At 69.8% G+C, this 12,304-nt stretch carries 15 protein-coding genes; 8 read left to right on the forward strand and 7 right to left on the reverse strand.

What is annotated here, in order from left to right; all coding sequences use genetic code 11:
- Positions 1 to 33: 33 nt before the first annotated feature.
- Positions 34 to 963 (forward strand): proline dehydrogenase family protein, encoded by a 930-nt coding sequence (locus AB0L64_RS21810; protein WP_363712647.1) that lies wholly within the window; start codon positions 34 to 36, stop codon positions 961 to 963.
- Here AB0L64_RS21810 and AB0L64_RS21815 read toward each other — a convergent pair whose 3' ends face one another.
- Positions 964 to 1,503, reverse strand: coding sequence for a hypothetical protein (locus tag AB0L64_RS21815; RefSeq protein WP_363712649.1), 540 nt, complete (start codon positions 1,501 to 1,503; stop codon positions 964 to 966).
- Between the two features lie 103 nt (positions 1,504 to 1,606).
- Here AB0L64_RS21815 and proC point away from each other — a divergent pair, with 103 nt between their 5' ends.
- Together proC and AB0L64_RS21825 are read left to right on the forward strand one after the other, a co-directional pair.
- Positions 1,607 to 2,410, forward strand: coding sequence for a pyrroline-5-carboxylate reductase (gene proC / locus AB0L64_RS21820; protein ID WP_363712651.1), 804 nt, complete (start codon positions 1,607 to 1,609; stop codon positions 2,408 to 2,410).
- A gap of 70 nt (positions 2,411 to 2,480) precedes the next feature.
- Positions 2,481 to 3,047 (forward strand): hypothetical protein, encoded by a 567-nt coding sequence (locus AB0L64_RS21825; protein WP_363712653.1) that lies wholly within the window; start codon positions 2,481 to 2,483, stop codon positions 3,045 to 3,047.
- Here AB0L64_RS21825 and AB0L64_RS21830 read toward each other — a convergent pair.
- Positions 3,040 to 3,474: a PPOX class F420-dependent oxidoreductase gene (locus AB0L64_RS21830; protein ID WP_363712655.1), complete on the reverse strand. Its 435-nt coding sequence runs from the start codon at positions 3,472 to 3,474 to the stop codon at positions 3,040 to 3,042. The genes AB0L64_RS21825 and AB0L64_RS21830 overlap by 8 nt on opposite strands.
- Before the next feature lie 50 nt (positions 3,475 to 3,524).
- Between AB0L64_RS21830 and AB0L64_RS21835 the strand changes: the two genes are divergently transcribed.
- The gene (locus AB0L64_RS21835) at positions 3,525 to 3,881 is read left to right on the forward strand and encodes a helix-turn-helix domain-containing protein (RefSeq protein ID WP_363712657.1); all 357 of its coding nucleotides are present in this window, start codon (positions 3,525 to 3,527) and stop codon (positions 3,879 to 3,881) included.
- Between the two features lie 363 nt (positions 3,882 to 4,244).
- Entirely contained in the window at positions 4,245 to 5,147 is a 903-nt protein-coding gene (locus tag AB0L64_RS21840; RefSeq protein ID WP_363712659.1) for a TIGR03560 family F420-dependent LLM class oxidoreductase, read from the forward strand.
- Here AB0L64_RS21840 and AB0L64_RS21845 read toward each other — a convergent pair.
- The 3 genes from AB0L64_RS21845 to AB0L64_RS21855 all read right to left on the reverse strand — a co-directional run bounded on the left by AB0L64_RS21845 (position 5,133) and on the right by AB0L64_RS21855 (position 7,770).
- Entirely contained in the window at positions 5,133 to 5,879 is a 747-nt protein-coding gene (locus tag AB0L64_RS21845; RefSeq protein ID WP_363712661.1) for an endonuclease/exonuclease/phosphatase family protein, read from the reverse strand. The genes AB0L64_RS21840 and AB0L64_RS21845 overlap by 15 nt on opposite strands.
- Positions 5,876 to 6,844, reverse strand: coding sequence for a tryptophan--tRNA ligase (gene trpS / locus AB0L64_RS21850; RefSeq protein ID WP_363712663.1), 969 nt, complete (start codon positions 6,842 to 6,844; stop codon positions 5,876 to 5,878). Before trpS ends, AB0L64_RS21845 begins: the two co-directional genes overlap by 4 nt.
- Before the next feature lie 188 nt (positions 6,845 to 7,032).
- Positions 7,033 to 7,770 (reverse strand): hypothetical protein, encoded by a 738-nt coding sequence (locus tag AB0L64_RS21855; protein ID WP_363712665.1) that lies wholly within the window; start codon positions 7,768 to 7,770, stop codon positions 7,033 to 7,035.
- Between the two features lie 300 nt (positions 7,771 to 8,070).
- On the opposite strand from AB0L64_RS21855, the gene AB0L64_RS21860 reads away from it, so the two are divergent.
- Both AB0L64_RS21860 and AB0L64_RS21865 read left to right on the forward strand, forming a co-directional pair.
- A complete protein-coding gene (locus tag AB0L64_RS21860) occupies positions 8,071 to 9,246 on the forward strand; it encodes an acetoin utilization protein AcuC (protein WP_363712667.1) in 1,176 nt (391 codons plus the stop codon).
- A 118-nt stretch (positions 9,247 to 9,364) separates the two neighbouring features.
- Positions 9,365 to 9,580, forward strand: coding sequence for a helix-turn-helix domain-containing protein (locus AB0L64_RS21865; RefSeq protein WP_012923942.1), 216 nt, complete (start codon positions 9,365 to 9,367; stop codon positions 9,578 to 9,580).
- A 64-nt stretch (positions 9,581 to 9,644) separates the two neighbouring features.
- Here AB0L64_RS21865 and AB0L64_RS21870 read toward each other — a convergent pair whose 3' ends face one another.
- Positions 9,645 to 10,133 (reverse strand): MarR family transcriptional regulator, encoded by a 489-nt coding sequence (locus AB0L64_RS21870; RefSeq protein WP_363712669.1) that lies wholly within the window; start codon positions 10,131 to 10,133, stop codon positions 9,645 to 9,647.
- Positions 10,134 to 10,197: 64 nt separating this feature from the next.
- Between AB0L64_RS21870 and AB0L64_RS21875 the strand changes: the two genes are divergently transcribed.
- On the forward strand, positions 10,198 to 11,442 hold the full coding sequence (locus AB0L64_RS21875) for an amidohydrolase family protein (RefSeq protein WP_363712671.1): 1,245 nt from the start codon (positions 10,198 to 10,200) through the stop codon (positions 11,440 to 11,442).
- On the opposite strand, the gene AB0L64_RS21880 is transcribed toward AB0L64_RS21875, so the two are convergent.
- Positions 11,439 to 12,299, reverse strand: coding sequence for an alpha/beta hydrolase (locus tag AB0L64_RS21880; protein WP_363712673.1), 861 nt, complete (start codon positions 12,297 to 12,299; stop codon positions 11,439 to 11,441). The genes AB0L64_RS21875 and AB0L64_RS21880 overlap by 4 nt on opposite strands.
- Positions 12,300 to 12,304 lie beyond the last annotated feature (5 nt).

A 12,304-nucleotide genomic window follows, 5' to 3' on the forward strand; every position in this document is an offset into this window, starting at 1 on the left:
AACCAGTGACCCCTGGTTGAGGAGGAACACGGAGTGCTTCGGCGAATGCTGCTGGGGATGTCCCGCAGCCCCCAGATCAAGAAGGCGGTGGCGTCGCTGCCGGTGTCCAGTGGCATCGTCGCGCGCTTCGTCGCCGGTGAGACCGCTCCGGAGGCGGTGCTGGCCACCGAGAAGCTGGTCAGCAACGGGCTGCGCGTCACCCTCGACCATCTCGGCGAGGACGTCACCGATCCGGCCGCCGCGACCGCGACCGCCGACGCGTACCTGGAGCTGCTCAAGAAGCTGTCCGCGGCCGGCCTGACGAAGTACGCCGAGGTCTCGGTGAAGCTGTCCGCGGTCGGGCAGGCGCTGCCCGGTGACGGCGAGAAGATCGCGCTCGACAACGCGCGGACGATCTGCCTCGCCGCCCGCAATGCCGGCACGACGGTGACGCTGGACATGGAGGACCACACCACGACCGACTCGACGCTGGGGATCCTCCGCGAGCTGCGCCAGGACTTCCCGGCGACGGGCGCGGTCCTGCAGGCGTACCTGCGGCGTACCGAGGCCGACTGCCGCGACCTCGCGTACGCCGGTTCCCGCGTCCGCCTCTGCAAGGGCGCCTACAAGGAGCCCGAGTCGGTCGCGTTCCAGGAGAAGCGCCAGGTCGACAAGGCCTATGTCCGCGCCCTGAAGATCCTGATGAACGGCCAGGGCTACCCGATGATCGCGTCGCACGACCCGCGGCTGATCCGGATCGCCGGCGCGCTGGCCGACCGCGCGCGGCGCAAGCCGGGCAGCTACGAGTACCAGATGCTGTACGGCATCCGCCCCGAGGAGCAGCTCCGGCTGGCCGGCCTCGGCCACACGGTCCGCGTCTATGTCCCGTACGGCGAGGACTGGTACGGCTACCTGGTCCGGCGCCTCGCCGAGCGCCCCGCCAACCTGCAGTTCTTCGCCCGCTCCTTGATCAGCAGGAAGTAATCAGCACGGGTAGCCGTACTGCGTGCCGTACCAGGCGCTCCAGCCCGTGAAGTTCCGGGTGTCCCCGTCCTTGAGCTCGTACATCTGCCAGCGGACGCACTTGCCCTCGACGTGGTCGTAGTTGCACTTCCCCCAGCCGTCAGCGGACGGGAGCGCCTGGCAGTACCGGTCCTTGCCGTAGTTGGTCTGTACGTGCACCACGGCGGCCCAGCCGTTGGCGATGCCGTCCACCACCCACTGATCGTCACCGACCCACTGGTAGCAGGTGGCGCCGATCTCGTAGCCGTAGAGGATGCAGTGGTCGACGGGCGACGTGTACGAATAGCCTGCCGTCGACATCGCCGCAGGGGCGACCACGGTGGCCATGGTCGGGTTGGTCAGGGTTCCGGTGTCGCCGTCGTCCGTGTCGGTGTCGGCGGCCTGTACGACGGCGGCAGCTCCAGGGGCGGCCACGGCTTGTGCGGCGGCGGTGACTTGGGTCAGGCCGCCGGCCAGCAGGAGAGCGGCGGCGGGGACGGCGAGGGCGCGCAGCATTCGCATGGGCGGTCTCTTCTCGGGGCGGAGGAGTGGGAGAGGAGAGCCTATGTCCCGCCTGGTGGGCAGCGGGACCGGGATCTGAGCAGTTCGTCAGTAGTCTGTGGGCATGAGTGCAAAGGTGGCCGTTCTCGGGGCCGGGGTGATGGGGGAGACGTTGCTGTCCGGGCTGATTCGGGCCGGGCGGCGACCGGAGGACCTCCTGATCACCGAGCGCCGGGAGGAGCGTGCCACCGAGCTGCGCGAGCGGTACGGCGTCGACGTCGTGTCGAACGTGGAGGCCGCGAAGCAGGCGGAGACGCTGGTCCTGGTGGTGAAGCCCCAGGACATGCCGGACCTGCTCGCCGAGATCGCCCCGGCGGTCCGGCCGTCGCAAACCGTCGTCTCGCTCGCCGCCGGTATCACCACCAACTTCGTCGAGTCGCGGCTGCCGGAAGGCGTCGCCGTCGTCCGGGTGATGCCGAACACGCCCGCCCTGGTCGACGAGGGGATGGCCGCCATCTCCCGCGGCGCGCACTGCGACGAGAGCCACCTGGAGCTGGCCGAGAGCCTGCTGGCCGCGACCGGCCGGGTGATCCGGGTGCCGGAGAAGCAGCAGGACGCGGTCACCGCGATCTCGGGCTCCGGCCCGGCGTACCTGTTCTTCGTGGTCGAGGCGATGATCGAGGCCGGCGTGCACATGGGCCTGCCGCGCGGCACGGCGACCGATCTGGTCGTGCAGACCGTGGTCGGATCCGCGAAGCTGCTGCGCGAGACCGGCGAACACCCGACGGTCCTGCGCGAGCGCGTCACCTCTCCGGGCGGTACGACGGCCGCCGCGGTCCGGGAGCTCGAGGACCACAAGGTCCGCGCCGCGTTCCTGTCCGCGATCGAGGCCGCTCGCAACCGGTCACGGGCCCTGGCCGCCGAGTAACACCTCTCGCGCGGGTGGCGTTAAGGTGGGCGCCGAGGTTTCCCACCATGTTCGAGGGATGAGTCCGCCCATGACTAATGGTTCGGTCGAGCCGGTCGCCGCGCCTGCGCCGCAGCAGGAGGTGCCGCCGCTCCCGTGGCGAGTGCCGCTGGACCCGGCGCCGTGGTGGGCCTGGACGCTGTTCGTGCTGCCGTTCGTCGTCGTGCCGGCGCTGAACTCGTGGCTGTGGATGGGCGCCCGCGACATGCTGGCCGTCGCGCTGCTGACGATCATCGGCGCATCGGTCGTCCGGGTCGCCGGCGGCGTCGTGCTGTACCGCGTCGAGTTGTTCCCGAGCGGCCTGAAGGCGCGGACGAGCATGCTGATCCGCAGCCTGGCCTGGCAGGACGTCGGCAAGATCGAGGTCGGCGACGACAACGTCGTGCTCACCCGCGGCCCGGACGAGCACGAGATCAACGGCATTCCCACCGACCGCACGGCCGAGGTCGCCGCGGTGATGGAGGCCCTGCGCGAGCGTTCCCTGACCACCCCGGTCCGCCGCCACCGCCCGCGCCCCGGCATCGGCGCCGCGCTCGTCCTGCTCTACGTCGTCCTCTCCATCGGCGCCTTCCTGCTCCGCTGGCACATCGTCATCTGACCGCCCACGGCCCTTCCCCGGTCACCTTCTCGACCCGCACCCGCACGACCGTCGCCCCGGCGTACACCTGCTCGCTGCCGAACGGGAACGTCTCCTGGCCGAGGTACTTCCGCGCCAGCCGGTCCATCAGCGTCTTGTACGCCGGGTTGCCGGGTCCTTCCAACTGCACGGTTCCGCGCACGACCAGGTACTGCGTCAGGCCGCGCGGGCTGATCCGGTCGTCCTGCACGAGCAACGTGATCCGCGGGTCCCGGCGCAGATTCCGGGTCTTGCGATGCTTCTCCTCGACGCCGATCAGGAGGTCCTCGCCGTCCCGCCCGACCCACACCAGCGCGGCCTGCGGCGACCCGTCCGGGTCGATCGTGATCATCGTGACGTCCTTCGGCTCGTCGAAGAGCCGGTAGCTGCTCTCGGGAAGTCTGTTCATGCGGCAGACGCTAGACAGCGCCGTGGGAACCTCTGGGTACCCTGACCGCTGTGCACGGAGTGGAACCCGGAGATGTCTTCCTGGCCGATTGCCCGGCCCGGCTCGCGGTCGAGCTGATCGCCGACAAGTGGGCGGTCGTGGTGCTGTGGGGTCTCAACGATCACGCCAGACGGCACTCCGAGCTGCTCGAACTGATCGGCGGCATCTCGAAGAAGGTGCTGACCCAGACCCTGCGCCGCCTGCAGACCAACGGTCTGGTCACGCGCATGCACCACGGCGGCGTCCCGCCCCGCGTCGAGTACGACCTGACCGAGCTCGGGCGCACGCTGATGGGCCCGATCCGCTTGCTCACGGAGTGGGCGGAAGAGAACGGCGAAGCCGTCCTCGCAGCCCAGGAAAACACCTGACCACCCCACCTCACCCCACCTCCCACCCTCCGCCCGCCCCCGCCCTCCGCCCGCCCCACCCCACCCGGCCGTCCAGGGCCGTTTGAGTGGTGAACCTTCGAGCGCGCCCGTTGACAGTCCGCATGCCACCGGGGAAACGGGCAAGCTCCGAGGTGAACCTGCCAAAACCACGCCGCCGGCCGCCGGCCGCCGTCCAGGGCCGTTTCGGGGGTGAACCTTCTGCCGTGCCCCTTCCCGTGCTGGGTGCAAACGGTGAACGGGCAACATGCGGGGTTCACCACTCAAACGGACCGCGGGTAGGGCGGTGGCGGCGGTGGGCGGCGGCGTGGTGGGCGTCGGGGTGGGCGACCGTAGGGTCGGGGTATGGACTTCTCTTTGTGGCCTGCGGCCTCCCGGAGCTGGCAGTCGGTGCTTGAAGGTGCTGAGTACGCCGAGCGGACCGGCTGGCACGGCGTGTGGATCGCTGACCATTTCATGCAGAACGGGGACGACCTGAGCGTTCCGGTGAACGAGGCGCTGGCGCTGGTCGCCGGGATCGTCGCGCGAACCGAGCGGGTCCGGGTCGGCACGATGGTGCTGGGGAACACGTACCGGCATCCGGCCGTGGTGGCGAACGCGGCCGCGACCATCGACCAGATGGCGAACGGCCGGTTCGTGCTCGGCATCGGCGCGGGCTGGCAGGTGAACGAGCACGCGGCGTACGGCATCGAGCTCCCTGCGATCGGGCCGCGGCTCAAGCGCTTCGAGGAAGCGTGCCAGGTCATCAAGGGATTGCTGACGCAGGAGCGGACGACCTTCGACGGCAAGTACTACCAGCTGTCGGACGCGCCCTGTGAGCCGAAGCCGGCGCAGCTCCCGATCCTGATCGGCGCCTCCGGCGAAAAGGTTGCCCTCGGCATCGTTGCCAGGTACGCGGACGAGTGGAACCACTGGGGACGTCCCGATCTGGCGGCGCAGAAAGGCGAGGTGTTCGCCCAGCACTGCGAGCGGGTCGGGCGGGATCCCCGGACCGTCAGGCGGTCGGCCCAGACCTTCCTCGAGATCGTCGAGCCGGGGGACACCGAGGCAACCGAGCGGAAGGCCCGGTTGGAGGAGCGTGGGGCCCATGTGGTGATGGGGTCGGCCCAGGAGGTGCTCGACGTGGTCGCGCAGTACCCGGCGGCCGGGATCGACGAACTGCTGGTCCCGGACGCGTTCCTCGGTGAGGGCAACCGGCGGTTCGACGCGCTGGAACGGCTGCGCGAAGAGGTCCTACTGAAGTTCTAGCGTCGCGAACAACGGCCAGTGGTCGCTCGGCACGCGGCCGTCCGGGCGGTAGTGCGAGACGGCCGCTTCGGTCACGGTCCATTCCTTCGTGACGAGGATGTGGTCGATGCGGTCGTCGTCGGTCGCTCCGGTGAAGTCGTGCCAGCTGCCGCCCGCGGCGGCCGGTACGGCGAGCCGCAGCCCGGAGTCCACCAGCGTCTTCAGCGGCGGGGAGTCCGGTGTCGCGTTCAGGTCGCCCATCACGATCCACGGCAGCGACCCGGTGATCCAGCGCGCGATCAGCCGGGACGACTGCAGCTGCGCGACCTCGCCCGCGTGGTCGTAGTGCGTGTTGACGAGGCCGACCGTCGTACCGTTGCGGTGCCGTAGCCACACCAGGGTCGCGACCCGCGTCAGGTCGGCGTCCCACCCGATCGATCCCGGCGTCCCGGGGTCGTCGGACAGCCAGCGGGTCTCGTGCCGCTCGATCCGCCAGTCACCGGGCCGGACCAGGACGGCGGCGTGCTCGCCCGCGCTCATGCCGTCGTCCCGGCCGGCGCCGACCAGCTCGTGCTTCGGGAACCGCCAGCGCAGGTAGTCGAGCTGGTCGGGCAGCACCTCCTGCAGCCCGACCACGTCCGCGTCCAGGTGCTCGATCGCCGCCACCGTTGCCTTCCGCCGGACCGGCCAGGCGTTGTCGCCGTCGGGCGCGGAGGAGTTGCGGATGTTGAACGAAGCGGCGCGGATCTTCATACAGGTGATCCTGCCAAACCCATCGCGCGGGACGCCGCCCGGAGTCGCGGTGTGCTCGCCTCGAGCGCCCGGTCCCGGCCCTGCGCGAGCAGGTCCTCGATCGCGCCGCGGTCGGTCGTGAGCCGCGCGTACTCCTTCTGCAGCGGCTCGATGACGGCCAGCACCGCGTCCGCGACGTCCTGCTTCAGCGCGCCGTACGACGCGTAGGACTTCGCGAGCTCGACCGGATCGCCGTCGGTGCAGGCCGCCAGGATCTCCAGCAGGTTCGTGATGCCCGGCTTGTCCGCCTCGTCGTGCCGGACCTCGTTCCCGGAGTCGGTGACCGCGCGCATGATCTGCCGGCGGATGACGTCCGGCGGGTCCAGCAGCCGGATCGTGCCGATCGCGTCGTCGGCGTCGGACTTGTTCATCTTCGCGGTCGGGTTCTGCAGGTCCTTCACCCGGGTCGCGAGCGCCGCCTTGTTCAGCTGCGGTACGACGAACGTGTCGCCGTACTCGCGGTTGAACCGGATCGCGATGTCCCGGGCCAGCTCGACGTGCTGGTCCTGGTCGCCGCCGACCGGGACCTGCTCCGCGCCGTACAGCAGGATGTCCGCGGCCATCAGGCACGGGTACGTGAACAGCGAGGCCCGCGTCATCGGGCGACCCTTGCCCTTCTCCTTGTACTGGATCATCCGGGACAGCTCACCGACGTACGACGTGCACTCCAGCAGGTACGCGAGCTGGGCGTGCGTGGGGACGTCGGACTGGACGAAGACGGTGCCCTCCGGGACACCGGCCGCGAGCATCAGCGTCGCGAACTCGCGGGTCAGCGCGGCGAGTCTTCGCGGATCGTGCTTGGTCGTCATCGCGTGCAGGTTCGCGACGAAGTAGAAACCGTCCGGGTCGGTGAACCGGCGCAGCGCGCCGAGGTGGTTGCCGAGCGTCAGCCGGCCGGACGGGGTGATGCCGGAAAGCGAGGTCATGATCGTGCCCTTTCGGTGGTGTGTGAGGCCTCACCGAGGACATGAAAAAGGCCGCCTCGGCGAGGCGGCCTCAGTGGCTGCGTGCGAACACGCCGGGTGGACCGCCCTAGGCGGCCCACCACAGCTGCAAGTTCGTGTTCACGCTGCCAGCATATCTCACCGACCGGGCGGTGGGGTGGGGAAGGAATTCAACGCTGGACGAGCGACTGGACGATCAGCTCGTTGCGGGCGTCCTGACCGAGCGGCACCGTCGGGTGCACGCCGTCGCGCAGGTAGTTGAGCAGCCGGTACGGCTTGACCCAGAGCCACTCGGCCCACCGGATGATCCGCAGGTTCGGGTACTTCTCCTGCTGGTCGTAGAGCTGCATGTTGAGCCACGAGCTGTTCCGCTGGTCGGCGAGCTGCACGGTCGAGGTCACGCTCTTGCGGACGACCTGGATGTTGACCCAGTACAGGATCCGGTTCTGCCCGACGATGCTGACCGCCCGGGCCACCTGGGCGGCGAACTTCGGCGGGTCGAAGATGTCGTTGGACCCGCTCGCCATCAGCACGCGCCGCGGCAGACCGTACGCCGACGCGCACTGCTGGAGTGCGTCGACCGCGCCGGACGTCGGCCGGCTGGACCAGTTGTTGACAGCCAGCTGGCTGCCGTCGCGGTCCTGCAGCCGGATCGCGAGCGCCTTGCCGTCCTGCACGGAGATGCTGTCGCCGAACATGAACACGCCGTTGGTCTCACGGGTGTGCTGGAACTGCGCCGCGGTGGAGATGGCACGGGTCGCACCGGCCCAGGAGCCGAGCACGCCGGAGCCGTACGGCCCGGTGTCCGACGACGTGGTGGCGGATGCGGTCTCGGTCGAGGCGGCCACCGTCGCGGCGGCCGCGGCCGCCGCTCCTACTGTAAAGATCTGCCGCCGGTTGGGTTTCATTTGCCTCACCGGAGAACTGTGGCGGCCGACCGAGGGTACTCGCAAGTCCGAATCTCACTGTCCGCAGTCGCCCGACGCCGCGGCGGACCCAGAATCTGCGGTTTCTGCGCCTCCGACGGCAAAATCTGTAACGCTTTGCAGTCCGGCGCCGATGAATCGACTGTTGGACCGCTGGCGGGGCCGGCGCGGCCAGGGAGGGGTGTCGCGCCGTCCGTGCCTGTTGAGCCCGGACCCCGCTCAACCCGGTTGGAGCGGCTTCGGACCCGCGCTTGCGCAGGCGCGACGGTTAAGGTCGAGGGCATGAGCGGTGAGGCGTTGCTGGTGTTCGACGACGGGCTGACGGCGTACGACTTCGGCCGGGGACACCCGATGAGTCCGATCCGGGTGGAGCTGACCATCAAGCTCGCCCGTGAGCTCGGCGTCCTCGACCACCTCAAGGTCGCGCCCGCGCCGACCGCCGACGACGCGCTGCTCGAGACCGTGCACACCACCGAGTACGTGGCCGCGGTGAAAGCGGCCGGCGACCACCCCGACGAGGCCGATCCGGTGCACGGCCTGGGCACGTCGGACACGTACTGCTTCCCGCGCATGCACGAGGTCTCGGCGCGGATCGCCGGCGCGACCGTGGAGGCGGCCCGCGCGGTCTGGGAGGGGGACGTTCTGCACGCCGCGAACGTCGCCGGCGGCCTGCACCACGCGATGCCCAACCAGGCCAGCGGATTCTGCGTCTACAACGACCCGGCGATCGCGATCCGGTGGCTGCTCGACCACGGCGCCGAGCGGGTCGCGTACGTCGACGTGGACGTCCACCACGGGGACGGCGTCCAGACCGTGTTCTACGACGACCCGCGGGTGCTGACCGTCAGCCTGCACGAGTCGCCGACCACACTCTTCCCGGGCACCGGAAGCGCCGGTGAGACCGGCGGGCCGGGCGCCGAGGGTACGGCGGTCAACGTCGCGCTGCCGCCCGGCACGGGGGATGCGGGCTGGCTGCGCGCGTTCCACGCCGTCGTACCGGACGTGGTGAAGGCGTTCCGCCCGAGCGTGCTGGTCACGCAGCACGGCTGCGACTCGCACGTCGAGGACCCGCTGGCGCACCTGACGAAGACGATCGACGGGCAGCGGGCGGCGTACGTCGCGCTGCACGACCTCGCGCACGAGGTGGCGGACGGGAAATGGGTTGCCACGGGCGGCGGCGGGTACGCGATCATCGACGTCGTGCCGCGGGCCTGGACGCATCTGCTGGCGATCGTCGCCGGTACGCCGATCGACCCCGCGACGCCGGTGCCGGACGCCTGGCGCGAGGAGGTCCAGCTGCGGTTCGGGCGGGTCGCGCCGCTGCGGATGACCGACGGCCGTGACGCGTCGTACGTCGACTGGTCGACCGGTTACAACCCCGACACCTGGCTGGACCGCGCCATCAAGGCGACCCGCGACGCGAGCTTCCCGCTGCTCGGTCTCGATCCGAGCTGGTGAGTCACACGAGTCCCCCTCTTTCCCATTCGTACCAACAGCCACTACGCTCGTGACATGCACGGACGGAGGTGCCGGAGGGGAAGCCGGCGCACGATCCGTGCTGGAAGTGCGGTGCGCAATGGCATCAAAGAAGTCCGGTGGTGAGCAGCCGCTCGCCGAGGTGAAGTTCCTGACCGTGGCGGAAGTCGCCACGGCCATGCGCGTGTCCAAGATGACGGTGTACCGGTTGGTGCACTCCGGGGAGCTGCCCGCGGTGCGGGTGGGTCGTTCGTTCCGGGTGTCGGAGGACGCCGTGCACGACTACCTCAAGGGCGCCTTCTTTCAAGCCGGATAACAACGAGAACGAGGCGGCTCGGCCCTTCTGGGTCGGGCCGCCTCGTTGTATGTCCGCGCGAGGTTCACCGGCCGCGGGCGGACAGGCCTCGTAGCGCGGCGGTGGCCGCCTCGAGCGTGTCGGCCGGGATGTCGGCCCACAGCTCGGCGTGGGCGGCCGAGCTGGCCTTCACAGCTTGCTCGGCGAGGCTGATGCCCTCCGGGGTCAGCCGGACCTGCGTCCCGCGACCGTCGTCCGGGTCGGGCTCGCGGACGACCAGGCCGCGGCGGACCAGCTGGTTCGTCACATTGCTGGTGCCGCCGGAGGACAGCAACAGGATCCGGACCAGGTCGGACGGCTTCTGGCGGTACGGCGCCCCGGACCGGCGCAGCGAGACGATCACGTCGAACTCCGCCATCGTCAGCTCCAGGTCGCGGAGCACCCGCCGGGTCGCCGAGTTCAGCTCGCCGGCGAGCAGCATGATCCGCTTCGTCAGCTCGCTGGTCGGATAGAGCACCTCGGGCAGCTCGTGCTCCCAGGAGGCGATCACCCGGTCCACAGGGTCGTCGGTCACGGTTGACAGCCTAGCTTTCTTTGATGATAGCTTTCCTCAAAGCTTTCTACTGAGGGAGATGCTCGTGAGGCTGTTGCTGAAGGGCGGGACGGTGATCGACACCCACCCGGAGGTCGTCGTCCGCCGGGACACCGATGTCTTGATCGAGGACGGACGGATCGCCGCGGTCGGGCCGGGGCTGGAGGTCGACGCGGAGGTGATCGACGCGCGGGAGCGGATCGTGCTGCCCGGTTTCGTCGACACCCATCGGCATCTGTGGCAGACGGCACTGCGGGGGATCGCGGTCGACGCCGGTCTCGGGACCTATTTCGAGCGGGTGCTCGGTGCCTACGGGTCGCGGTTCCGGCCGGAGGATGTTGCCGCAGGCAACCTCGTCGGCGCCCTCGAGTGCCTGGACGCCGGGATCACCACCGTGCAGGACTACTCACACGTCCAGCGCACCCCCGACCACGCCGACGCGGCGCTGGACGCGCTGGAGCGCAGCGGCATCCGGGCCGTCTTCGGTTACGGGCCGTCGCCGTTGAGCGGCGGCGCCGTGGAGGCGGGGGAGATGCGCCGGGTGCTGGCCCGCCGCTCCGGGCGGCTCGGGCTCGCGGTGGCGGCGATCGGGCCGTCGTTCGCGCCGTTCGAGACCGTGCGGGCGGACTGGGAGCTGGCGGACTCGCTCGATGTGCCGGTCGTGGTGCACATCAGCAGCAGCTCGGACACACCGGATCCGGTCACGCGGTTGCGGGACGCCGGACTGGCGCGGCCCACCACGCTGTACGTGCACGGCAACAACCTGCCGGACTCCGAGCTGAAGGTGATCGCGGAGACCGGCGCGGCAGTCTCCGCGACACCGACCGTCGAGGCCCGCATGGAGATGGGCCAGCCACTAGCCGGCCGCCTGCGAGCAGCCGGCGTCGACTTCAGCCTCGGCATCGACGTCGTGACAACAGCCGGCGGCGACATGTTCCGCGCCATGCACGAGGTGCTCTCCCTCGGCTACCCGACCTTCTCCGCCGCCGAGATCCTGCAGCTGGCAACATCCGCCGGTGCGCGTGCACTGGGCCTGCCCGACGTAGGATCGCTTGCCGTCGGCAATCAGGCCGACGTGATCCTGCTAAGGGCCACAGACCTCAACCTCGCCGGCGGCCTACACGACCCAGTGGCCACTGTGGTGACATCCGCCCACCCCGGCAACGTCGACACAGTCCTGGTCGCAGGCACCCCAGTCAAGCGCGACGGCCACATCATCAGCACGTCGCTGCCAGACGCCCTGTCCGAGCTCGCGGAGTCCGCGGTGTACCTCGAGGGGGCATCCGTCTAGCGGTCGAGGAGCGCCCGGATCGCTGTGGTGATCTCGGTGGGGGATTCTTCGGCCATGAAGTGGCCGGAGGTTGTGGTTTGGTGGTGGAGGTTGGTGGTCCAGGTTTTCCAGCGGGCGGCGGCGTCGAAGCCGAGGGCGGTGCCCCAGTCCTGCTGGATCACGGTCACCGGCATGCGCAACTTGTTGCCGCGGGCAAGGTCCTGCTCATCGTGGGCGATGTCGACGGTCGCCGTGGCGCGGTAGTCCGCGACGATCGACGGCACTGCCCGCCGGCAAGCCTCCAGGTACGCCGCGCGGACGTCGGACGGGATCGCCGCGGGATCGTTCACCCATTGATCCAGGAAGTACCCGAAGAACTCGTCCGAGCTGGCCGCGATCATCCGCTCCGGCAGGCCGGGCGGCTGCGCCATCAGGTAGAGGTGGAAGCCGACCGCAGCACCGGCTCCCTGCATGACGTCCCACGCGTCGAGGTTCGGCAGAACGTCCAGACACATCAGATGGGAGACGGCATCCGGGTGATCAAGACCCGCGCGGAACGCCACCAACGCTCCCCGGTCGTGCCCGGCCAGCGCAAACCGCCGATGACCCAACCGACCGGCCACCGCGACGATATCGGCCGCCATGGCCCGCTTCGAGTACCCGTCGGCCGGTTTGCCGCTCTCGCCGTACCCGCGGAGGTCCGGGCAGATCACGGTGTGATCCGCCGCCAGCGCCGGAGCGACGTGCCGCCACATCAGGTGCGTCTGCGGAAACCCGTGCAGCAACACGATCGGCGGACCGGATCCGCCGACGGCCACGTTCAGGTCGACCCCGTCCGTGCCCTCGACCTGCTGGTACTCAAAGCCTTCGATCAACATGCCGA

Origin of the sequence: Kribbella sp. NPDC051936 (genome assembly GCF_040680955.1) — a bacterium.
Lineage (GTDB): Bacteria > Actinomycetota > Actinomycetes > Propionibacteriales > Kribbellaceae > Kribbella.

What these genes read in the sequence shown, in the direction of transcription:
- proC (WP_363712651.1), top strand. Translation starts at nt 1,607, where the DNA reads ATGAGTGCAAAGGTGGCCGTTCTCGGGGCCGGGGTGATGGGGGAGACG.
- AB0L64_RS21825 (WP_363712653.1), top strand. Translation starts at nt 2,481, where the DNA reads ATGACTAATGGTTCGGTCGAGCCGGTCGCCGCGCCTGCGCCGCAGCAG.
- AB0L64_RS21845 (WP_363712661.1), bottom strand. Translation starts at nt 5,879, where the DNA reads ATGAAGATCCGCGCCGCTTCGTTCAACATCCGCAACTCCTCCGCGCCC.
- AB0L64_RS21840 (WP_363712659.1), top strand. Translation starts at nt 4,245, where the DNA reads ATGGACTTCTCTTTGTGGCCTGCGGCCTCCCGGAGCTGGCAGTCGGTG.
- AB0L64_RS21860 (WP_363712667.1), top strand. Translation starts at nt 8,071, where the DNA reads ATGAGCGGTGAGGCGTTGCTGGTGTTCGACGACGGGCTGACGGCGTAC.
- AB0L64_RS21855 (WP_363712665.1), bottom strand. Translation starts at nt 7,770, where the DNA reads ATGAAACCCAACCGGCGGCAGATCTTTACAGTAGGAGCGGCGGCCGCG.
- AB0L64_RS21880 (WP_363712673.1), bottom strand. Translation starts at nt 12,299, where the DNA reads ATGTTGATCGAAGGCTTTGAGTACCAGCAGGTCGAGGGCACGGACGGG.
- AB0L64_RS21830 (WP_363712655.1), bottom strand. Translation starts at nt 3,474, where the DNA reads ATGAACAGACTTCCCGAGAGCAGCTACCGGCTCTTCGACGAGCCGAAG.
- AB0L64_RS21865 (WP_012923942.1), top strand. Translation starts at nt 9,365, where the DNA reads ATGGCATCAAAGAAGTCCGGTGGTGAGCAGCCGCTCGCCGAGGTGAAG.
- trpS (WP_363712663.1), bottom strand. Translation starts at nt 6,844, where the DNA reads ATGACCTCGCTTTCCGGCATCACCCCGTCCGGCCGGCTGACGCTCGGC.
- AB0L64_RS21815 (WP_363712649.1), bottom strand. Translation starts at nt 1,503, where the DNA reads ATGCGAATGCTGCGCGCCCTCGCCGTCCCCGCCGCCGCTCTCCTGCTG.